A 22,417-nucleotide genomic window follows, 5' to 3' on the forward strand; every position below is an offset into this window, starting at 1 on the left:
GAATTAGTTATCTCTATCTTTTCCGGGCAGTACCGAGGATATAACGGTCGTAAATCCACAATCCAGCTACAGCGACAAAGCCAATAAGGGCAAAAATAATCCAGATATTGGCCGGGTGATAGTGTTGCCATAAATATTCCGTTACCTGGTCGTGACTCATGCCGGTGAGTTTACAAAAACGGTTGATGTAATCGTTTTGCGTAAAGTCGGTGGTTTTCGAGATCGCCGGGATATGAAGCCCACGCCTGGCAGCATCAATCTGCAAAAGGGAGATCTTGTCGCTCATGCTTTGGTAAACCCTTCCGGAAAGGATTCCGGCAAAGAAATTGCCGATAGCCACAGGCAGGAAGGAATAACCCATGTACATCCCCACTTTTTCGCGAGGGGCAATGATGCCGATATATTCTGTGAACTTTGGTGAGGAAGCCATTTCCCCGATGGAGAAAATAAAGATGCCCAGTACCACAAAAGCTACGCTGTGGGTGGCAAAGGCAAGCGCTACCCCAATGGCGGATACAATAATGCCGCTGATCATGGAGTTGATGGGACGCATCCGCATGACGAAAGAGGAGATCAGAATCTGGAAGAGGATGATAAATCCGGCATCAAAGCTTACCACAATTTCTGGCTCTATCACCCTGCGGCCATCATCGGGACCAAAGAACCAGGAGAGCCCCGACCAGATATGTCCGAAGAAATCATAGAGCGATTGGGTGTTGACCCACTGGTCGATGAAGTTGGGCAGTGTATAAAAGATCTGGTTGAACATGGTCCAGAATCCTACTATAAACACCAGGAAGAGGATAAATTTTGAATCGCGGAATATGGTGGTAATGTTGCGGAATATCTTTTTGTTGTCGTCGCCAATGGGTAAGGTGTTGATGAAATCGACAAACTTAAAGCTGACTCTTTCCTTCAACAGGAAGATCACCAGCGACTCGGCGACGAAGATGGTAAGGAAGATCGTGAAGAAGACGACAAAGATGATGATGGAAGTGATGAGCGTCCATAAGATGTTCAGGTAATCGAGAATCAGGTATTTTTTCGCTTCTACTTCGGTTTCGCGTTTGGGTTCTTTGTAGAAAAGGAGCACCAGCACCAGGTTGAGCAAAATGGAGATGGTTGACATGGTGAACACATGATCCCAGGCTACCACCCGCATCTTCGACGACACGATAGGCCCCAGGAAACCGCCTATGTTGACCATCATATAGAAAATGCCGAAGCCTATCGAGCTTGTCTCTTCATCCGTGGTCTTGGCTACGGTGGCTGAGACGATGGGCTTAAACATGGCTGCTCCGAGGGCTACATACAGGAAAGCAAAAAACACATAGCCATAGGTGGTAAACTGTCCCATCATGAAATAGCCTGTAGATAACACGATATAGGCCAGTATCAGCACTTTTTTGTATCCGAAGCGGTCGGCAATGGCTCCTGTCACAATGGGCAACAGGTACAGGATGGCGGTGACGATGCCCATGATATCCCCCTTTTGTGTCTGGGAAAAACCCAACGCCCCTGTGTCGGTGGATTGTGTAAGATACAGTGCCAGAACGGCAAATAAACCATACCATGCCCACCTTTCCAGCAACTCCATGGTGTTGGCAATCCAGAATACTCCGGGAAATTTCTTTAATGCTTTTGAGATTTTGCTCATGCCTGTTTGTTTTTTGAAGGGCAAAGATACAACTTATGTTGAGTTTTCGGCAAACAGGCTATTTTTCAAAGGGGTGAAAAATCAGAAACAGGTATAAATATAGAATATGTTTATCATTTATAAAGAAAAAAGATGTTTAAACCGGAGATATATTCATTGTTTCTATGGATTATAAATCATGTGCAATTGGAATGGAATCAGGAAGCGCCTGACCTCCCCCGGCCCCTCCAAAGGCGGGGAGAAAATCTGCCGGATCTTCATTGTCATGTTTTAAGATGTCACCGCTACGCGGCTATTGTGATGTAATGGATATTGTTTCCTACGAAGATGCCAGAGCTACGCTCCTCCCGCTACGTCAAATTTATACATCCGACGATCTAGGTCCCTCAATCCTTCAATCTATAGGGGCGTTAGCCCTGTAATCTTCATAGAAAAATGGATTCCAAAAGAAGAAAGGGGCGTTAGCCCTGCGATCTGTTTTATTCATATGAGCCTGGATTACAAATTATCAGGAATTAAAGATGTCACCGCTACGCTCCTCCCGTCTTATATTCCATTTCGTCATCAGGGAAAGTCCCTCTACTTTGGAGAGGGATTTAGGGAGAGGCCGGAATGTTCATGGTTACTAAAATATTATTCTCAAGTGTTATCCTGTCCCCTTTCACCAAAGGGGACAGCTCTTGAACATCATGTTTTGGCAACCATGGTAGCCTTTGCTTGCTCTGGCAGATTGTTCTGCCCTTCTGATGAAGGGAAGTACCCGAAGGGGGTAGGGTTAGATCTTCCTGTAACTTCCTTAACTTCCTGATTTTCATTATCAATTGTTCTTCATTTGGCTAAAGCCGGAATAGGAATTATTCCTGACATCGTAGAGACCTCAAAGGTTTTGAAAACCTTTGAGGTCTGTAACATAAACATCTCTACAAATGCACCGTCTCCATATACTATTGATTTTTATCTCGGCATAAATGATACCGGTTCGCTGACCATTCCCCAGCCATGGGTATTACCGCCACTAACCCGGATGTAGATTTCCTCTCCCCTGGTAAGATTCGCGATTTCTAAATTGTTCAACGAGACATAATCAAGGGTGGTTGTCCAGCTTTTTGAGTCATTAGGAGTAGTGGTGATTTCCACTTTGTAGCGATCGGCATTGGTCAGTGACTCTACATAGATCTTAGCGCTACATGCTGTGCTTCCATCTTCCATCCGTCTAATCACAGCCTTGCCCGGAATGCTATGCGGGACAGGATCATTGTTGCAGTCAAAGCCTGATAATAGCACTGTCTTTTGATCTCCCTGCGCCACCTTGTTGACGTAAATCATTTCGGTTTTCAGCAGGTTATACACAATAATGGCCTGGTTTTTTATGTCCACATTTTTTATTTTACTGCCATCTTTTACCTCTATGCCTGCGTTGAGTTTGTTGGTTTCCGTGTCCAACTCTTCCAGTGCGGGGTCTGGCGTGGGGAATACGGTTTTGTTGGCTGCCATAGCGGATGACACTTTTCCACTCAATTGGGCTACTGCCAGTGGGTCTTTGCTCTTCAGATGCAATACTGCATTGTAGTTTTTCATACGATAACGTTTTTTTTGTTTAACAATAGCGAAATCCACATGGCCGATGATTTTCCCGGACGGGACAACGGTACCGTGTTTTCATTCGCCTGAAAATTAATGAGTCGCAAAACTAAGGATTCAAAAGCCCTTGTGCAAATTTTTGAGGGCAAAGTTGGTAAAGGATTATAATCCTTTACCAAGTTGTTCAAAAAAACGACTTTTTGACCCGATTTTAACAAGGTAGTGTCCAAAAATTTGTGTAAACGCATTCTTATCTCATTTATTATTATTTTTTCTTTTCGAATCCCCTCTCAAAATTTTTGAGGGGTTTGAAAAGAAAAAACTTCCGTTTTTATTTTATTCTTAAACTAGTGTCACTAATATTTGCTCTATCAGGATATAAAATCATAAACTGATTGGCAATCAATGGCCAGTTGGAAACTTTTGCACTCCAAGATATTGAGGCTTGTTGGATCGCCAGATACACTGCTTTTTTCATTGCCTGATCATCAGGAAACATCAATTTATTTTTGGTGTATTTGCGTATGCTTCGATTTAGATTTTCAATCACATTAGTGGTATAGATAATCTTTCGTATTTCGGCTGGATAGGTAAAATAGGCTGTCAGATTTTCCCAATTTGCAATCCAGGATTTAATGGCATAAGGATATTTCTCTCCCCATTTAGTTTCCAATTCAGCAAAAGCTTCCCCAGCAGCATCTAAGTTTCGGGCCTGATACACTTGTTGAAGATCATGCATAAAACTCCGTTTTTCCTTTGTCCCAATATAGTTCATCGTGTTTCTTATCTGATGAACAATACATAATTGTGTTACTGTTTCCGGAAACACAGCCTGAATAGCCTGGGTTAGCCCTTTCAGATTATCTGAACAGGCAATTAAAATATCTTTCACCCCTCGTTTCTTCAAATCATCCAACACGTTCATCCAAAATGAAGCCGATTCAGTTTCATTGATCCACATACTAATAACTTCTCTATGTCCATTGGTATTTAAACCGATAATCAGATAAACGCTTTTACTTATTATCTTACCTCCTGAACGAACTTTGATACGAATACCATCTAACCAAACAATCAGATAAGTATCATCCAATGGACGGGTTTGCCAGGCTTCTACATCGCTCATTACCTGATCTGTGATATTGGATATGGACGAAGAACTGATAGTGACACCATAAATGTCTTTTATCTGAGCTTCTATGTCACGAGTCGACATGCCTCGTGCATACAAAGAAATCACAACGCTTTCTATCTTGTCTATTACTTTTTGACGCTTGGGCAAAACGATGGGATTAAACTCACCCTGACGATCGCGGGGAACCTCTATAATTATTTCTCCACTACTGCTCTTTACTAACTTGCGGGTTTTTCCATTACGAGAGTTCCCACTGCCATTTCCTTTGACTGAGTGCTTGTCGTAGCCAAGATGTTCGCTCAACTCACTTTCTAACATCTTTTCTACTCCCCGCTTAAATAGCTTATCCATAAAACCATTTATGTCTTGCATGGTCTTGAAACCCTTGAAAAAATCTGTTGGTAACTGGGAGAAAAGTGCCTCATCTTCTGCACTCAATTTTGATAATACTGATTTCTGCTTTTTCATGTCCTTTTTTTTCTGTTATAAAAATAAGCATTTATTTCTATTTACACAGTTTTTTGGACGGTCTCTTTAACAATTTGACCCCGGTATCTTTTTCCTTCACCCCGGAGTTGTCTTCTTTTACCCCGGTATCTTTTTCCTTCACCCCGGAGTTGTCTTCTTTTACCCCGGTATCTTTTTCCTTCACCCCGGAGTTGTCTTCTTTTACCCCGGTATCTTTTTCCTTCACCCCGGAGTTGTCTTCCTTCACCCCGGTATCTTTTTCCTTCACCCCGGTATCTTTTTCTTTTACCCCGGTATCTTCTTCCTTTACCCCGGTATTATCTCCTTATTACCCGGGCCTGCTTAACAAACCGGGTCTATTCCGCAACGAAAAACAGGCAATCACGGGATTGAAAAGCGATTCAGGATGTGATGATGTGAAAAACCGGCGACGGGAAATGCCGAAAGAGTGTGGAGCCGGGAAAATACAGGGCATTGTGCAACCGAAGGAAATTGGAGTTTCCCATAAAACAGGAAGATATCTCTATCCCGGTGCTGTTATCTACCGGATGGGGGCTCCTGTGCTTCTGCCCATCCTTTTCTCCTGTTTCAGTTCGTCCTGGTAATCGGAAGGGCTTTTGCCATAGCGTTTCTTAAAAGCAGAATAGAAATTGACTCTTGTACGGAATCCGCTTTGCAATCCGATGGCTTCGATGGTCATCCTGTCGGCTTGGTCGCTTTCAAGCAGTTCGCAGGCATGCAGGCAGCGGTATTCGTTGATGAAATCGGAAAAGTTTTTGCCACAGTGCACATTGACCACGTGGGAGAGATGATGTTGCGGGATATTGGTTTGAATGGCGGCGGCTTCCAGCGTGCATTCGGGGTTCAGGTATATCCTGGTGTCAGACAGGATTTCATGCAGCCGCTGTATGTAGTCGTCCACCAGTTGCTCGTCCAGTTTTATTTGCCGTTCCGGTTCGGACAGGATCTCTACCGCGGCCTGCATTGAAAGTCCGGTGCTAAAGATGGATTGCAGGAAGATGTATCCTGCCAGCAGGCCAATGACAGAGGTACCCACCACAAGCTCCATCCCGTTGCAGTCGTCTGCCATGCAAAGCGGCAGGTGGAGCAGGACACCTGCCATCGCGATGAGGAGGGCATAGCAGAGCCAGCGGATATTCGCCCGGCACCCCTTGGACTCAAGCAGGTAACCGGACTCCCGTTGCTGGTACACTTTCAGGAAAGAGACCATCAGGTAGGGCATCAACTGGAGGTAGAAAAGATAGTCGAGCAGGTTTTCCATCCAGCGCCGCGGGTCGGAAGCATCGAGCAACACGCCCGTGCGTTGCTTCAACGGCAGCGAGATGAAATAGCCCACATAGGCCAGCGCAGGCAGAGCCGGGAGGGCATGCCTGGCAAACTGCCGGGCCGTGATGCGGCGTAAAGGATCGAACAACAGCAACACATAAAAATAGAGCAACGGCCCGATGAACATCACCAGCACCTGGTCGAGGGGAAGATAGCACGGGAGCAGGAAGTCCATCTTCCGGCCGTATATATAATAAAGGAGTAGCATCCACAGGCTGAGTGCCGCCAACAGCAGGAAGATCCCTGACAACATCCGGTTTGCCCTCCGGATAGATGATGGCCTCGCCCACAGCAGCAGGGCAAAGAGAACCAGCAGGAATCCGGACAAAAGGGAAAAGGCGGTGAACATGAATAAATGAGTAATGGACAATGAAAATTTGAAGAGAACCCAGGTAGTTTCGTAGCTGGCAGACAGAAATCAAATAACAGAACGATGGAATAGCAGATTGACATTCGACCTGTTGCTGCTTCTTTCCTTCAATCCTTTTAATGCCTAACCCTACCACCCAGGGGTACTTCCCTTCATCAGAAGGGCAAAACAATCTGACGATCAGGAAAAAGCTGCCATAGTTGCCAAAACATGATGCTCACGTGTTGTCCCTTTTGGTGAAAGGGGACGAGCGAAGCGGGCGGGGTTGGGAATGCAAATTCTTCATCATAAATTAAGCCTGTTAAATATTTCGACACAAAACTAAGGAAAGAAATTGGTGTTGCCAACATTTTGTATCAAATATTTCACAGAATAATCATTTAGTGTAAAGATTGACGAAGATTATATATGCAAATAAGAACAATATGAAGCTATTTTGTATTTTACTTTTTGTTGCCTGCGTGCAGGCAGCGGACACCTGCACAGGGAAAACATCCCTCTTTTCATGCTCTTTACAGCACAACACCCCGGCTCCTCTTATTGTACTCCCTTATACCCATCCGCTCCCATTATATCAAATGTTGATAACTGATTGATATTTTTTGCTGTTAGATTAAAAATAATTGTTTACATTTGAAGCGGACATTGGAAAAAGAGGAAAATAAGTTATCATTACGATTTATATGCCTAATGTTGGGCTAACGGAAAGGGAAAGAAAGCGTAATTTGAAAGCTATTCCTGTTCAGCACCGGATGAAAAGGTTTATATTATAATGGAGGAGTGCTTTTTGATTGCAAATCGGATAGGATGAAAAAGATCTTCATTGCATAGAAAGTTTACCTGGACATTCGGGTAGCAGACGACTAAGATATATTGCGCATATTACAACAAAAGGATATACGCCATAAACAGAAATACCAGATAGATATAATGAGCTTAATTACAGCGAATGTAGCAAACTTATAAGACAAATGTATGCGCCATAGCATGGCGTATATACAGATGTTATGCCCAAGCTTAAAAAAAATACAGAACATGAAAACTAATGCAAAAGATTATTTGATTGAATTTGCGAGAAGCCAAGACAGCTGGTTAAAAGCATTGATTCACGACACTATTGAATCAAATGGGACAATAAGCAATGAAAGAAAAACAGAAATATACTCTTGTTTTAAGAATTCAAAAGCAATTGAAGTTGATTTATCGAACATTAGTATTCCAAGTGCAAATGGTGAGATTCATATCTCGAAACTAACACATAAAAAAGGTGTAAATGCTCTTGCAGAAAATCAAACAATTAAGTTCAATAATGATATCACTATTTTATTTGGAATGAATGGAGCCGGGAAAAGCGGATATTTTAGAATTTTAAATGAATTAGTCGGTGGCAACCAAAAGAAAGAGATATTACAAAATATATATTCAAACACATTGAACAACATAGATGTGGAAATTGTGTTTGAAGATAATAATAATCAAGTTCATACAATTAACTGGAATGGACAAACAAGATCCTTACCCTTACTAGATAGATGTAAAGTATTTGATACCTCATATTTAAATGGGCTTTTAGATGTTAGACAGTCAGATTTAACTCTTATTCAGCCTTTAGGACTGAGTCTCTTCACTTATCTTGTTGAGATGGTTGATAGCCTAAAAAATCAACTGATTTCCGATGCAGATAAATTGAGACTTCAAAAACCAACAATTGTAACAACCAACTTTTCAGAACCGTTTCAAAATGCTTTTTCAAATCACAGTTTGTCAGATGTAGTAAAAAGAGCAATAGAAAAACACTTCATATTTACTGACGAAAATAAGAAACTTATAATAGGACTTAAGAGAGATGTAGATAATCTAAAACAAATAAATATCGTTGACAAGGTTTCACTACTTGAGAACAACAAAAGAGATTTAATTTTACTAAAGAAAAATATCGAAGAAAAGGAAACCAAATTATCAGACTTCCTAAAACACTTAAATCCTTTATTGATACGATATCAAGAAAAAGAAAAGGCAAGTTTGAAAACGAAAGAACAATTTGAGTTACTCAAAGTGATTCCGTCGAATAACTCGAAAGAATGGAAAGATTTTATTATTGCAGGTGAAAAGTATTCGAATATTATAGGTGATAGTGAAAATACTTGCATTTATTGTAGACAGCCATTAAGAGATGATAGTGCAATTAATATAGTTAGATCGTATAGTTTATTTTTAAAGGATAGTTCCGAACAAGAACTAAATAGAGTTAATAGTGAAATTTCAGGAAAAATAAATGAGATTGAAAGATATTCTACTTCAATTCAAATATCCGAGAATATAGATAAAATATTGATTGATACAAAAGTTGTTGATACAAATCTTAAGGAGCTAATTTTACAAACTGAGCAGGCATATTTGGTAATAAAGGAACAATTAATTGCTTATTTAAAAGCCAAAACCAATAATAACGCAATTGCTATTCCAAATATTACACTTCTAAAAGATCAATTGAACAAGCTTTTAGATGACTTGCAAGTGTCTATTGACAAGCTTACAAAAGAGGATTCAGAGAAAAAAGAGAAAATAAAAACACTCGAAAAGCAGATTGCGGATTTACAAGAGAGTGAGTCAATCAGTATTCAAAAAGAAAGTATTATCAAATGGTTTGATTTACATTCAAAAGAAGCGACTTTGCGTAAGAAAGCTTCAATAATTAACACAAGACAGTTGAGTACTTTGTCTGCAACAGCACATGAAGAACTATTAACTGAATCTCTAAAAACTAAATTCAATGAAGAACTTCAAAATATTGGTTATTCAAATATTGATGTTTATTTGGAAGGTGCTGGAACAAAAAAAGGAGTTTCAAGTACAAAACTGACTTTGACAAAAAACAAAGATTTGAAAGCTGTCTTGAGTGAAGGTGAACAAAAAGCAGTTGCATTAGCCTTATTTATTGCTGAGATAAGAATACAAAGAACTTCAAATCCAATAATTCTTGATGATCCAGTTAATAGTCTTGACCATAAAATTGCTGGAAGATTTGCTGAACGACTTATGGAATTAGATAATCAAATCATTTTATTTAATCACAATAGACTTTTCCTAGACTCATTTGAAACTAGTAAAACCAATCATATATGTAAAACAACAGATACAGATTGCAATAATAGTAAAGGTAAACACATTAAAATATATGAAGTCATTTCCCAAGGTAAAAACGTCAAAGGTGTTTTGAGAAATTACAAAGGGAATCATGCTAAAAATCATATTAAAGACGCTAAAAGATTACTAAGTTCTATACCTTTTGAAGATGAGATAAAGGTGTCAAATTTATTACGTTTGACAGTTGAGTGTGTAATTGATGAAGTTATTTTCAACTATCAAGTTCCAACTCGTTTTAGTAATAAGAACAGTCGAATTGCATGGGCGGAATTAAAGAGCATAAATAATGACAGTGTAGTCATTGATACTTTGGAAAGGATTCATAGTAGAGTTTCAGGGGGTGAAATGCATAATGGAATCGAAAGGAACGAAAATCCTATAGAAGTTGACGAATATAACAGTATGATATTAGATTTAGACAATATATTACAATTAAAAGCCTAGGGCATAACACACGCCTATGGCCATTGGCTGGCTGACGTGCAATTTGGAGGTTTTGCTCCCGCATTCACTTTGTCGCTGTGCGACAGTGAACGCTCCCGCAAACCGCCAAATGCCCATAGCCTCGGTCGTCAGACTGCGCAAAAACATCAGCGGATGTTTTTGACTAAGAGATTAGGACTACTAAAAGAAAAGTGATTAATTACTTGTGTATGTGAGCAATATTTTGTAAATTTATAGCATAATACATTCAACAACAGAATTATGCAACACATACAAGGCGAAGAACGAAATCAGCTTCAAATGTTCTGTTTGGAGCAAATGGTAGAAGCCGACAGTTTCGTTCGGGTAATTGATTACTTTGTAGATACCATCGATTTGGAGAGTTTCGGATTTCGGAACGTAAAGCTGAAGGAAGAAGGTCGTCCGCCCTATCATCCTGCTGTGCTAATGAAGTTGTATTTCTATGGCTACAGGTATGGTATTCGCTCTTCTCGTAAGATGGAACGTGAAGCTAGGTTGAATCTGGAAGTTCGCTGGCTCTTGTGTGAGCAGACACCTTCGGCACGCACCATCTGTATGTTCCGAAAAGAATATGCCGAAAGCTTCAAAGCGATCTTTCGCAAGTTTGTTTTTCTGCTCAAAGAGTTGGGCTTGATGGAAGGAAAAACCATTGCCATTGATTCCTTTAAAGTGAGGGCACAAAACTCACTCAAGCACAATTACAATCAGAAAAAGATAGACCGTCAGCTGGAATATATTGACGGCAGAATAAAAGAATTTGAAGATGCACTGGACGAGGCCGATTCGCAGGAACAAAAAACAGTACTGAAAGATAAAATAGCCGTACAGCAAAGTCGCATGGAGAAATATCAGGCTATCGAAGCCGAACTCAAAGAAACAGGCAAAGACCAGATAAGCACAACAGACCAGGATGCACAATCGGTAGTGTTACAACGGGGAATAACCGTGGTGGGATATAATATACAGGCTTCGGTGGATGCCAAAAACAAGCTCATTGCCCATTTTGATACAGGAGGAGTAAACGATACCAATGCATTGGGCACAGTGGCTGTTGCCACCAAAGAAGTGTTGCAGGTGGAGCAAATGGATGTACTGGCAGACAAAGGTTATCATACAGGGGAACAGATCAGGCAGTGTGAACAAAACGGAATCACCACCTATGTGTCGCCCAAAGAGCCGGCTTCGAATGATCCGGATATTTTTCCGATAACAAGTTTTGTGTACGACACTGAAAAAGATTGTTACACTTGTCCGGCAGGAGAAACACTTACACCCAATGGCACCTGGCTCACGCATAGCAGCAAAGGATATAAGTCGGCTTACAAGTTTCAACGATACAACAACCCGGCGAAATGTCGCCTGTGCGAAATGCATAGTTTGTGTACCAAAAGTAAAAATAACGGCAGAAATATAGACCGCAGTGAGTTTGCTGCGGATGTAGAACAGAACAACCAACGAGTAAAAGAGAATCCGGCCTACTACAAACAACGCCAGCAATTGGCCGAGCATCCGTGGGGCACACTCAAACGGCAACGGGGATTTGATTACGTACTGACCCGGGGAAAGAAAAATGTATTGGGTGAAGTAAGTTTGGTATTTATCGGCTACAACCTGAGCCGGTTTATACAGATAACCGAAGGGATAAATGCCTTCAAAGAGTTAATAAAGGGAGTAATAGCTCATATTTGTTCACAACAGGCTTATTTAAAGGCGATTTAAGCAATTGTTCTAAATACACAAAAATAACACAGGCAATTTATAGCCTCACGCAAACGGAAGCTATGAAAGCCTGAAGAACATAAATATAAAACTTTTACGGGAGCTTGGGCGGTTTTTGCGCAGACTCTCGTTAGCGGTCAGTGTAAAAAAAATAAAACAGTTGAATTACTTCGCGTAAATTAAGAATAGAATAACTAAAAAATATAAATATGATGGAAATAACAGGATTAGACAGAGTGATTTACACAGTAGGTCGAATTACACCTAATGGAGTACGTTTATTAGGAACTTGCTTCCAATTAAACAAAGCTGGTTTATTTGCGACTGCTTCACATGTCACCAATAATGACAACAATAACTTGGTAATTTTCGTATCAGGAAAAACTGACCTAAATACTTATCAGGACACAACTAATACTCTTGGACAGACAGTTCCTGCAGTCATTTATAAAGTTGACCCAATAAGAGATATATGTATTTTAAAAATAGAGAATGCAGGATTTTCAAACTTACGAATTGGTGGAACAGATGATGTAAAAGTTACAGAAAATGTTGGAATTGTAGGATTTCCCCATTGTGTTGATGGAAGAAACATTCTGACATTCCAAACTACCGTCGTTGGAGCTAAAGTATTAATTGAGTCGTCGAGTATAAAATCAAAACATTTAGTTTTAAATATACAAACAAGACCTGGACAATCAGGAAGCCCTATTTTCAGGCTTTCAGATTCGAAATTAATCGGAATGATAATAGGGTCTTACGCACCTGGTGGTGCTGGAGGCATTTCATTAGGTGGAGTTGACCCATTGACATTACACCAAACAACTCACGCTGTTTCAAGTGAATATATACTAAATATGATATAAGTTATGGAAGAACTGAATAATTTGTGTCAATCAGAACCAAATGAATTGTTATTGGCAATTGACAGTTTTCAAAAAGAAATCTTAGAATCATTTTTAGTTTCTACAGGAAATGATTACTTAGCAAGTGCGGATAAGTGGTTAAATGCAGGTCCTTCAAATACTGCTAAATTTGGAGGAGAACCAAATAAAGCAATTATTTATAGAGACAAATTACTTGACGAAGTTGAAAAATTCATTTGCGGAGACAACAGATACGATGAAGATAGAAAAAAAATTTCAGAAAGTGCAGATAAATCCAAACAATACATAATCGGAGTAATGTCTACAGCTATTGGTAGCACCATGGGTGTTGCAGGGACTTTTGTAGCACCTGTTATTGTACTCCTTATTATGAGTATAGGGAAAATGGCTGTAAATGCTTGGTGCGAAATGAGAAAGGAGATTAAGAAACCTGTTGAAATTGGACAACAAAATGAGAGAAATTGAATATTGAACAATGTTGATTTTCAAACACCGAACCGCTAACACACGCCTATGGTCATTGGCTGGCTGACGTGCATTCCGGCAGTTTTGCTCCCGCTTCACTTTGTCGCAGGGCGACAGTGAACGCTCCCGCAAACCGCCAATGCCCATAGCCTCGGGTCGTTAGGCACAATATTGACCGAGCCCATCGCAACAACAAAATGAGGAACATTAATATGGAAAATTGGAAAACAGAAAATTTAGCAGAAACTTATTTGGAAGGAGTGAGAAGTGCAATACCTTTTGCGTATGAAGAAATAGAAATATTATTGCGGATAATAAAGTCCTTCAATCCAAACTTTAATTCATTTTTAGATTTAGGGTGTGGAGACGGAGTCTTAGGAAAAACACTGTTAACAAATAAGCCCCAATCAAAAGGTGTATTTGTGGATTTTTCTGAGCCTATGATAAAAGCCGCAAAAGCAAATTGTCAGGAATATAGGAATCAAACCACTTTTGCAGTTCAAGATATTGGAGATATCAACTGGTTAGATAAGATTTCTAAAGAGTTGCCTGTTGATGTTGTGGTCTCAGGATTTGCAATTCATCACCAGGCTGATAATAATAAAAAAAGAATTTATCGGGATATTTTCGACAGGGTTTTAAAACCAGGAGGGATATTTTTAAATCTGGAACAGGTTAAATCGGCAACACCTCAGATTGAATCCATTTTCAACGAATTTTTTATGGACAAAATGAGAGAATTTAAAAAGGAAAATAATACTAATATTTCGATAGAAACAATTGAAACAGAATTCTACAAGGACAAAGAAATAAATATTTTGGCACCAGTTGAAAAACAATGTGATTGGTTAAGAGAAATCGGATTTTCACAGGTTGATTGTTTCTTTAAAGCTTTTGAACTTTCTATATTTGGAGGAATAAAACCTGAGTGATAAAAAAAAGAGATGAAGAAAATACTGTGCCTAACATTTTGTATAAGTAATAGCAGGCGATGTGGTAAATATCAAGGTTTGTAACCCGCTCAAACTACGTATCGGTTTGACAGGAAAGTGCCACGCAGTCGGCCACTATTCATGCAATTTACCGTTAGCAGCAATTTAACGAAACACTATACAGACAATGAACAGACTTGACAGGCTAACAAGCATACTTATACAACTTCAATCTAAACGGCAGACAACTGCCCGTGAAATAGCTAAACGATTTGAAGTTACAAACAGGACAATTTACCGGGATATTCAAACATTACGGCTTGCAGGTGTGCCCATTGGCGAAGAAGAAGGAAAGGGGTATTTTTTAGTTGAAGGGTATCGGTTGCCACCTGTAATGTTCACCATGGAAGAAGCAAGAGCTTTGGTAACAACAAGTAAAATTTTGAACTACCATACCGAAGATTCCCTGAAACAAAATTACGAATCGGCACTTTTAAAAATCAAAGCAGTTTTATCACTCAACGACAAAGACAAATTGGAATTTTTAGATTCAAGAATCGGATTTCAAAAACCGTGGGCACCTACAAGTTTGTATTTGGACACCATCCAGCATGCAATTACAGAAAACGAAAAACTGAAAATAGCGTATCAGTCAAGAGGAGAAGAGCAACTAACGGAACGAACCATCCAACCCTGTGCAGTTTATTTCAGTGGTGCTGTTTGGTCGACTATTGCCTTTTGTGAGTTACGGCAAGAAATAAGAGAGTTTCGCCTTGACAGGATAAAAGAACTCAAAATCCAACAAACTCATTTCAAACCTGACAAGACTTTCAGCATGGAACACTATTTAGAAGAACGTTCCAGAAGATTGTTTGAACCCCTGACATAGGGCTGTCCTATGTGCCTTGTATCTTTGCTTCAAATTCAACCAGGGATGAATAAAAAAGCAATTGTATTAATCGCTATTGCTTCACTTTCAGAAAGCGCAGGCAAGGCAAAAACACAAGAAAAAAATGACAGCAAAACAAATCACAATCAGAGACAAACAAGTTGAAATCAATTATTTTCAACAAGGACAAGGCGACACAACAGTTCTGTTTTTACACGGTTGGTGTATTGACGGAACTTATTGGGAAAATCAAGTAGACTATTTTTCTAAAAATTACTGTGTGTACGCAATAGACCTGCCGGGCTTCGGTAAATCCAAAGCTGAAAGAACCAACTGGACAATTGAAGAATACGCCAATGATGTAACAGCATTTATCGACACACTGAACCTTAAAAATGTTGTAATCATTGGACATTCTATGGCAGGCGAAATTATGTTACAAGCGGCATTAACCAACAATCCAAAAATAGTAGGCGTTGTAGGTGTTGACAATTTCAAATTTATTGATGTTACCTTTACACCAGAACAAATGAAACAAATGGCCGGCTTTTTTCCAATGCTTGAAAAGGATTTTAAAAATTCAGCACCTGTATATGCAGATATGATGCTTTTTCACCCAACAACTTCAAAGGAAGTGAAAGACAGGGTAAAAACTGATTTTGCAAATAGCGATCCCGTTATTGGCTATGGGACATTTATGAACCAAATGCAGTATGCTTATACCGATGCACAAAGATTGGAACAGCTAAATTACAAGTTGTATTTAATCACTAGTGTCCACTAAAAAAACGGCACTGTATAAATATTAAAAAGCAAATAAACTTGGTTCACTTGAACCGCATCGTTCATTGAAATTGTTGAAGTTAGATTTGTTGAGCAAATCATTTATGTTGGCTTTGTCCGTTAGTGACATGCTGAGAATCTGAAGCATTTCGTAGATGGAGCATTCCATCTTCAAGTCATGATGCACAATAGCTACCAAGCAGTAGGCGGTAATAGCCGAGTAAATCTGGATCCTGACAGCATTCTCAGTTACGCCCCAAAACTTTTGGATATTGAGGTGTTGCTTCATCCACTTGAAAAACAGCTCGATCTGCCATCTGTTCTTGTAAAGCAGCACGACTTGCAAAGCATCAAGACTAAAAGCATTGGTTAGGAATGTAAACACTCGGTCTTGCTCTTCGTCGTAGAAGACAATTCTTCGTATGGGCTTCGGATAATGCCTTTCGCTCATGTAACCAGTGAATGTCACCACGGAATCTGAGAGGATGTTTTTCGGCATCCTTCTCTTCCATCTGACTGCCTTGCACTGTAGATTGTTCTTGGCTCTGACCACAAATAATGACCTGATTTCGTTGATTCTAAACAATCGTTTGAAATCGTTGTACCCGCGGTCAAACACATAAAAAGATCCTGGTTCATAGGGAATCACATCCATCGCGTTTACGTCATTTACCGCAGCAGGAGTGATATGGAAGAACATTGGGATCTGAGTTTCCAGGTCAAACAGGGTATGGATTTTAACTCCACCTTTTGTCTTTCTGAAACGAGCCCATTGATAAATGTTCATACATAAGTCAATGGTCGTTGAATCAAAGGCATAGACTTTACCTCCAAGCTTGAAGATGTTGTCCATACGTTTTGATTGAGCTTTGCCAACCATGTAATAGGCAAACTCTTCAAAAATGCGATAGTCCCGATTGGTATTTGCCTTGGAAAGATTGCTTAGCTTGACATCACTGCCAAAACCCAGATGATATCCTTTACCCCTATGCGCACCGATAGCCATCGCCAAATCTCTCAGACTCCTTCTGTTGCAAAGTTGTCCGAACATGAGAACAAGCAGCTGATTCCAACAGGTAAAAGACTTGATATAGCGGTTTCCTTGGTGCTTGTCTACAATGTGCCTGAATTTATCGGCATTAAGAAACTCGACTAATTGGGCGAAAACGAACTTCTCTTTATGCATATCGTATTGAATATCAATACAAAGATAAATTGAAATCGTCGCACCCTTTAAAACGCTATAACTATCTAACTTTCAATATTTTCAAAGATCTTTTGCAATTTTTTAGTGGACACCAATGGTATTTAATAAATAATGATGGTTTCCCAACAAACGAAACCGGACTGAAAAACCATTGTAGAAATAGTTTTCAAGTGGAAACTATCGCTGCAACCGGACATTATCCAATGGTAGAAAAACCGGCAGAATTTAATTTACTATTAGAAAAAGTGCTGACAGGAAGGAATGAAATAAACTGTTGCTAACGTCGTGTATAAAACATTGGGGTCAGGTATTGTGCCCCGATAGTGATGTTTCCGCAAATCGCCCAATGCCCATAGCCTCGGTTGCTAGCACCAAATTTAACAGAAAGACAAGGATGAACAAGGAACTTTTTTTGCGAGAATTTATGATCGAAGTATGGAACAAACAAGGCTTCGATAAAGTTGAGAAATATATTCATAACGAATACCATATTTATCTTGATACTGCAGATCCATGGGAAGGGAAAACTTTATCACACATCGAATATAAAAAACGGTTAAAGTATTCATTTGACTCTTTCCCTGATATGAATTTTGAAATAACTTCGGCTATTGAAGAAGAAAACCATGTGGCTATCACTTGGATTCTAACAGGGACAAATCTTGGTATGATTGGAGAATTTCCTCCCACAAACAAAAAGATAGAAACCAAAGGGATCACAATCTACCATTTTAAGGATGATTTAATGAGTGGACATACACAAGTTTTTGACAGAAATACGGTTGCTAAACAATTAGGATTTATACAATAATGAAAACGAGGAAGGATATTAAAGAGGAATACAAGCAGATGAAATTCCAAATGGGAGTTTTTCAAATAAAAAACAAATCAAATAACAAAGTATTTGTAGACCATAGCGTTGATATGGCCTCGACATGGAACAGGCATAAATTCGAGTTAAAATTTGGTACCCATGTAAACCGGGAGCTGCAAAAAGATTGGAACGAAAAAGGAGAGGATAATTTTGATTTCGGGATCTTATCAGAATTAAAACAAGATGATGACAGAAAAGTTGACTATGCAAAGGAATTGCGGTTGCTACAACAAATGATTATCGAAGAAATGAATATCTCAAAAGAACTAAGATATTAGTAAACTGACCATAGCACGCGGTCATAAAACATAGCGGTTTCAGTGGGTTTTCAAGCGTTTCGTCCTGCAACAAGTTTTATATAATGTGGAATAAAGATGCAGCTTCGAAGTTCGGCACATTTCATGCCACCGCCGTTGTGTGCAAGGCAACTGAATCTACCTACTAGCCAAATAATAAGACGACTTTAACTTAGACTACAACAAAAGGCGTTTTGACTACATCTGTTTTCTGCATGTTGCTGAATTTTGCAACGACAAAAAAAATATGACAATGGAATTGAAAGACAAAACATTTTTAGTTACAGGAGGCACTTCGGGCGTTGGAAAGGCCATTGCCACAGGCATCGCCACGACAGGTGCAAATGTTGTAATCGTCAGCCGTAACGCTTCAAACGGACAACAAACCGTGAAAGAAATTTCGGCAAAATCAGCTAACAAAAACATATCCTTTCTCACAGCCGATTTAAGTTTAATGGAATCTGTTGTGCAGCTAAGCGAACAGTTTAAGCAACAACACCATCAACTACACGGTTTAGTAAATGCGGCAGGTGCGTGGTATTTCAAAAAAGAAATTACAAGCGAAGGTATTGATAAATCTTTTGCGATAAATTATTTATGTCATTATACACTCACAAACAGTTTACTTGATTTATTAAAAGCAACTGATGATGCGCGCATTGTAACAGTGGCAGGTGCACCACGTTTTTTGAATAACCCTAAAATTGATTTGAACGATTTGCAACATACCAAGTATAGTTGGATGAAAGCTATACGTTCAGAGATGTTTGCAAGAGTTTATTTTGGTTTTGAATTATCAGACAGATTGCAAAATACTTCGGCAAGCTCTATGCTATTTCACCCCGGATTTGTAAAATCAAATCTTGGAAAAAATACAGCACCATGGTGGCTCAAACTAATGTTTTCATTTTCACCTGATGTTAGAAATGCCCCTGAAACCTGCGACAGTGGTGTATATGTGGCGACAAAAGAAAATGCGAAATCTACCAATGGAAAATTCTTTGACGAAAAAAATAACATCGTTGATATTCGCAAAAACTTTGACCCATCAACCGGTAAAGAGTTGTGGTTGTTGAGTGAGCAACTTTCATTCAAAAAGTAACTTTGCGATATGGCAAATTCAAAACTTATCCGGATAAAAACAATCAACGAATTTCTCCCACTCCCGCAAGGTGTGCAACTTGTGTGTTGCTTTGGAAAAGCAAGCATTTTTTGTTCTGACGAACAACACACCGATTACAAATCGGCGGCAGCGGGAGCAAGGAATAAAGATAACGCATTATGAGACTTTTTTTGATTCTACTTGGCATTGTAGTTTCAGGTCTTGTTTATGGACAAGAACCTAAAACGACTGATTTTCTGACTGAAATAACCAAACATGACATTTCTCATTTGTGGACTCTAAAACAATTTCAAGCAGGAAACGACACTGTTATTGTTGAGCGACAAGAACCGGTTGGTTTTATTGGGGAGAATTATCAGCGGTTTTATATTCATTTTATTTCGGCTATACAAAACCCGACAGACAAACTTAAATATCTAATTTATGGTAAAACAAAAGTTAAGGAGAATATATGTTCGTTTCAAGGTCAAATTACTATCAATGAAGCTCGAATTTATGTTGAAGGCGATTTGCCTCCATTAAAACAAGGTTTTGTAAAAGGTATATATGAATTTTATGAAGATTCTAAACAACAAGGGACCGGAGAATTAACTGGCACTTTTACGACTAACTTTTATATTGATAAAAAAGGAAATATACAATACGACGCTATTTGTTTTGTAGCAGATGGATTTAATAATAACCAATTTACAGGTCATTGGATAAGTTATAAGACAGGAGAATCAAAAAGATGTAATTGGGGAGACTATAGAATACCTGAATGTGATTGGCAAAATGGTCGTGATATTGGGGCAGGAGAATTTAGCATCAATGATAAGTATTTAAAGAATGGGTGGGAAAATTATAAACTCGCTTGGGAAACTTATCCTGAGACCCCTGAAGTTATTAAAGCCAGAGAAAAAGAAAACGAAAAATGGTGGATAAATAAATGAAAAACAACAACACGTCAAAAATACAAGAATGTGATGGATTGGTAGTTTCACAGGAATGCATGAACGAACAATGAAGATCCGGCAGATTTACTCCCCGCCTTTGGAGGGGATGGAGGAGGTCGGGTGCTTGCTGGTTTCCCTACTGATGCAGCTTTGTAATTCGTGCCAAAACATCATTATGAACCGGAATTGTTATGCTGGTGATATTGGCAGATACCCGGCACTACGAAGTGGCAGCATAGCATTAACCTAAAGGCAACGCCTTCGGATAGACAAAGTACAACAAAAACGCCCTGTAAGGGCAAGAAATAAGAGATGCCATGTCGCAATCGCTATCTAGGCTTTGCACACCATCGTGTTTCATACCAATGCCATTCGGCGTGGAAACCCCGGAGCGATGCTACCGGGTTGATGACAGATCAGGCTTTCAGCCTGAATATATGAATCGTGATGAGGTGAAAAATATTGATAATAAATAATATGCTGGTACAGATTGCAAACTGCGAGTATTCGGAAGATCCAAAATCATGTGATCTGTTTTTTGTGGGCAATTATTTTTAGAATAAAAATCAGATACTCATATTAATAAGGATGCATTATATTCTTTTTACCTGAGATTTGCCGGACGATGGTTTGGGGATGAAATTTTTGTCTAATTTTACATTTTCAAAATGAAGCGGACAGATGGCATAAAAGTTTGTTTGTGTTGTCTTGAAGGATTGCCATGAAACAATGGACAAGCCTTTGTTCCTGCTTTGACGTCTCTTCATATATAATGTTTTACAAATAGCTATGGATTACAATTTTGATGAACGTATCGACCGGAGAGGAACGAACAGTGTGAAGTATGATTTGTGCCGCACGCTTTTCGGGACGGACGACATTATTCCCATGTGGGTTGCCGACATGGATTTCCGCACGCCGGATTTTATTATTGAATCATTGGGGAAACGATGTGAGCATCCGGTTTTCGGCTACACCATTTTACCTTCTTCCCTGTTGGATGCTTTTTGTGCATGGACACAAAAGCGTTATTCATGGGAAGTTCATCCTTCGGATGTTGATTTTGTTCCCGGCATTGTGACAGGAATTAATCTGGCTATCCAGACTTTTACAAAGCCCGGCGATAAAATCATTGTGCAACCTCCGGTATATCCGCCTTTTTTCAATGCCCCCAAAATGAACGGGCGGCATGTGGTTTGGAATTCTTTGAAAGAAGTGGATGGCAGGTTTGAAATGGATTTCGATGCACTGGAAAAACAGATCGACAACCGCACTACAATGTTGATCCTTTCGAATCCCCATAATCCCGGAGGGCGTGTATGGAGTCGCGAAACGTTGCAAAAGCTCGCGTCCCTCTGTTATCAAAAAGGAGTGCTGATTGTTTCCGACGAGATTCACGCCGACATGACCTATAACACGGCCACTCATGTTCCTTTTTCTACAGTATCCGGGGAGGCAGCATGCAATAGCATTGTCTTTATGTCGCCCAGCAAAGCGTTTAATATTCCCGGCATTATCGGATCATTTATCGTAGCTCCTGATAAAAATTTATACCGGCGCTTTCATAATACATTGATGCAACTTGATTTGCATGGTAATCTTTTTGCATACGAAGCGATGCAGGCTGCCTATCATGATGGTGAAGAGTGGCTTAACCAAATGATTGCTTATATCCAGTCAAATGCGGGTATGGTAGTATCTTATTTTACTAAAGAATTACCGGCTGTTAAAGCCATGATGCCGGAGTCTTCCTTTTTGGTATGGATTGACTTCTCGGAGCTGAACCTGAGCGATCAGGCATTGAAACAACTCCTGGTGGAAAAAGCAGGCATCGGACTGAATGAAGGCATCTCTTTTGGCCCGGGTGGGGCAGGACATCAACGCATGAATATCGGTACCCCGCGCTCTATTGTTTCAGAAGCGCTTCAGCGTATATCACATGCGGTGAAAGAGGGGTAATCAAATGACCGAGTAGCAGAACAGCAGGAAGTCATGTTTAATTGGCAATTGACAATGTGAAGGTGTTCATGCCTGAATAGTGTTGACAAATTTGAAGATCAGAATTTTTTCTTCACTTTAGCTATCCATAATCATTTTTTAATTTTATCCTATTTGCCGAAAAGTGAGCGAAAAAGGC

At 39.6% G+C, this 22,417-nt stretch carries 20 protein-coding genes; 13 read left to right on the plus strand and 7 right to left on the minus strand.

Annotated features, from left to right (window positions below):
- Window positions 1-13 precede the first annotated feature (13 nt).
- The 5 genes from FHX64_RS02275 to FHX64_RS02295 form a co-directional block, all read right to left on the minus strand.
- Window positions 14-1,657 (minus strand): MFS transporter, encoded by a 1,644-nt coding sequence (locus tag FHX64_RS02275; RefSeq protein WP_183412226.1) that lies wholly within the window; start codon window positions 1,655-1,657, stop codon window positions 14-16.
- A gap of 954 nt (window positions 1,658-2,611) precedes the next feature.
- Window positions 2,612-3,235 carry a hypothetical protein gene (locus FHX64_RS02280; RefSeq protein WP_183412227.1) on the minus strand — a complete coding sequence of 208 codons (624 nt, stop codon included), beginning with the start codon at window positions 3,233-3,235 and terminating at the stop codon, window positions 2,612-2,614.
- Window positions 3,236-3,569: 334 nt separating this feature from the next.
- Entirely contained in the window at window positions 3,570-4,841 is a 1,272-nt protein-coding gene (locus FHX64_RS02285) for an IS256 family transposase (RefSeq protein WP_246392280.1), read from the minus strand.
- 37 nt (window positions 4,842-4,878) lie between these two features.
- Window positions 4,879-5,109, minus strand: coding sequence for a hypothetical protein (locus FHX64_RS02290; protein ID WP_183412228.1), 231 nt, complete (start codon window positions 5,107-5,109; stop codon window positions 4,879-4,881).
- A gap of 273 nt (window positions 5,110-5,382) precedes the next feature.
- A complete protein-coding gene (locus FHX64_RS02295; protein ID WP_183412229.1) occupies window positions 5,383-6,537 on the minus strand; it encodes a helix-turn-helix domain-containing protein in 1,155 nt (384 codons plus the stop codon).
- A gap of 1,056 nt (window positions 6,538-7,593) precedes the next feature.
- On the opposite strand from FHX64_RS02295, the gene FHX64_RS02300 reads away from it, so the two are divergent.
- The 7 genes from FHX64_RS02300 (at window position 7,594) to FHX64_RS02330 (ending at window position 15,846) form a co-directional block, all read left to right on the plus strand.
- Window positions 7,594-10,149: an AAA family ATPase gene (locus FHX64_RS02300; protein ID WP_183412230.1), complete on the plus strand. Its 2,556-nt coding sequence runs from the start codon at window positions 7,594-7,596 to the stop codon at window positions 10,147-10,149.
- Window positions 10,150-10,410: 261 nt separating this feature from the next.
- On the plus strand, window positions 10,411-11,889 hold the full coding sequence (locus FHX64_RS02305; protein ID WP_183412231.1) for an IS1182 family transposase: 1,479 nt from the start codon (window positions 10,411-10,413) through the stop codon (window positions 11,887-11,889).
- A 209-nt stretch (window positions 11,890-12,098) separates the two neighbouring features.
- Window positions 12,099-12,755 (plus strand): S1 family peptidase, encoded by a 657-nt coding sequence (locus FHX64_RS02310; RefSeq protein WP_183412232.1) that lies wholly within the window; start codon window positions 12,099-12,101, stop codon window positions 12,753-12,755.
- 3 nt (window positions 12,756-12,758) lie between these two features.
- Window positions 12,759-13,241, plus strand: a complete 483-nt coding sequence (locus tag FHX64_RS02315) for a hypothetical protein (RefSeq protein ID WP_183412233.1) — start codon at window positions 12,759-12,761, stop codon at window positions 13,239-13,241.
- 212 nt (window positions 13,242-13,453) lie between these two features.
- Window positions 13,454-14,173 (plus strand): class I SAM-dependent methyltransferase, encoded by a 720-nt coding sequence (locus tag FHX64_RS02320; protein ID WP_221202124.1) that lies wholly within the window; start codon window positions 13,454-13,456, stop codon window positions 14,171-14,173.
- A gap of 187 nt (window positions 14,174-14,360) precedes the next feature.
- Complete coding sequence (locus tag FHX64_RS02325) at window positions 14,361-15,062, plus strand: helix-turn-helix transcriptional regulator (protein ID WP_183412235.1); 702 nt, start codon at window positions 14,361-14,363, stop codon at window positions 15,060-15,062.
- A gap of 124 nt (window positions 15,063-15,186) precedes the next feature.
- The gene (locus FHX64_RS02330; protein ID WP_183412236.1) at window positions 15,187-15,846 is read left to right on the plus strand and encodes an alpha/beta fold hydrolase; all 660 of its coding nucleotides are present in this window, start codon (window positions 15,187-15,189) and stop codon (window positions 15,844-15,846) included.
- 21 nt (window positions 15,847-15,867) lie between these two features.
- Here the strand turns inward: FHX64_RS02330 and FHX64_RS02335 are convergent, their stop codons facing one another.
- On the minus strand, window positions 15,868-17,031 hold the full coding sequence (locus FHX64_RS02335) for an IS4 family transposase (RefSeq protein ID WP_183412237.1): 1,164 nt from the start codon (window positions 17,029-17,031) through the stop codon (window positions 15,868-15,870).
- Window positions 17,032-17,222: 191 nt separating this feature from the next.
- On the opposite strand from FHX64_RS02335, the gene FHX64_RS14375 reads away from it, so the two are divergent.
- From FHX64_RS14375 to FHX64_RS02360, 5 genes are all read left to right on the plus strand, one after another.
- Complete coding sequence (locus tag FHX64_RS14375; protein ID WP_183412238.1) at window positions 17,223-17,333, plus strand: alpha/beta hydrolase; 111 nt, start codon at window positions 17,223-17,225, stop codon at window positions 17,331-17,333.
- A 113-nt stretch (window positions 17,334-17,446) separates the two neighbouring features.
- Complete coding sequence (locus FHX64_RS02345; RefSeq protein WP_183412239.1) at window positions 17,447-17,863, plus strand: ester cyclase; 417 nt, start codon at window positions 17,447-17,449, stop codon at window positions 17,861-17,863.
- Window positions 17,863-18,204: a GIY-YIG nuclease family protein gene (locus FHX64_RS02350; protein WP_183412240.1), complete on the plus strand. Its 342-nt coding sequence runs from the start codon at window positions 17,863-17,865 to the stop codon at window positions 18,202-18,204. The genes FHX64_RS02345 and FHX64_RS02350 overlap by 1 nt, the downstream gene beginning before the upstream one ends.
- Before the next feature lie 271 nt (window positions 18,205-18,475).
- Entirely contained in the window at window positions 18,476-19,324 is an 849-nt protein-coding gene (locus FHX64_RS02355; protein ID WP_221202125.1) for an SDR family NAD(P)-dependent oxidoreductase, read from the plus strand.
- A 179-nt stretch (window positions 19,325-19,503) separates the two neighbouring features.
- The gene (locus FHX64_RS02360; protein ID WP_183412242.1) at window positions 19,504-20,277 is read left to right on the plus strand and encodes a hypothetical protein; all 774 of its coding nucleotides are present in this window, start codon (window positions 19,504-19,506) and stop codon (window positions 20,275-20,277) included.
- A 596-nt stretch (window positions 20,278-20,873) separates the two neighbouring features.
- Here the strand turns inward: FHX64_RS02360 and FHX64_RS14235 are convergent.
- Window positions 20,874-21,047, minus strand: a complete 174-nt coding sequence (locus FHX64_RS14235; protein WP_221202126.1) for a hypothetical protein — start codon at window positions 21,045-21,047, stop codon at window positions 20,874-20,876.
- A 22-nt stretch (window positions 21,048-21,069) separates the two neighbouring features.
- Here FHX64_RS14235 and FHX64_RS02365 point away from each other — a divergent pair, with 22 nt between their 5' ends.
- Complete coding sequence (locus FHX64_RS02365; RefSeq protein WP_183412243.1) at window positions 21,070-22,239, plus strand: MalY/PatB family protein; 1,170 nt, start codon at window positions 21,070-21,072, stop codon at window positions 22,237-22,239.
- Window positions 22,240-22,417: the final 178 nt, after the last annotated feature.

Origin of the sequence: Microbacter margulisiae (assembly GCF_014192515.1) — a bacterium.
GTDB classification, from domain to species: domain Bacteria; phylum Bacteroidota; class Bacteroidia; order Bacteroidales; family Paludibacteraceae; genus Microbacter; species Microbacter margulisiae.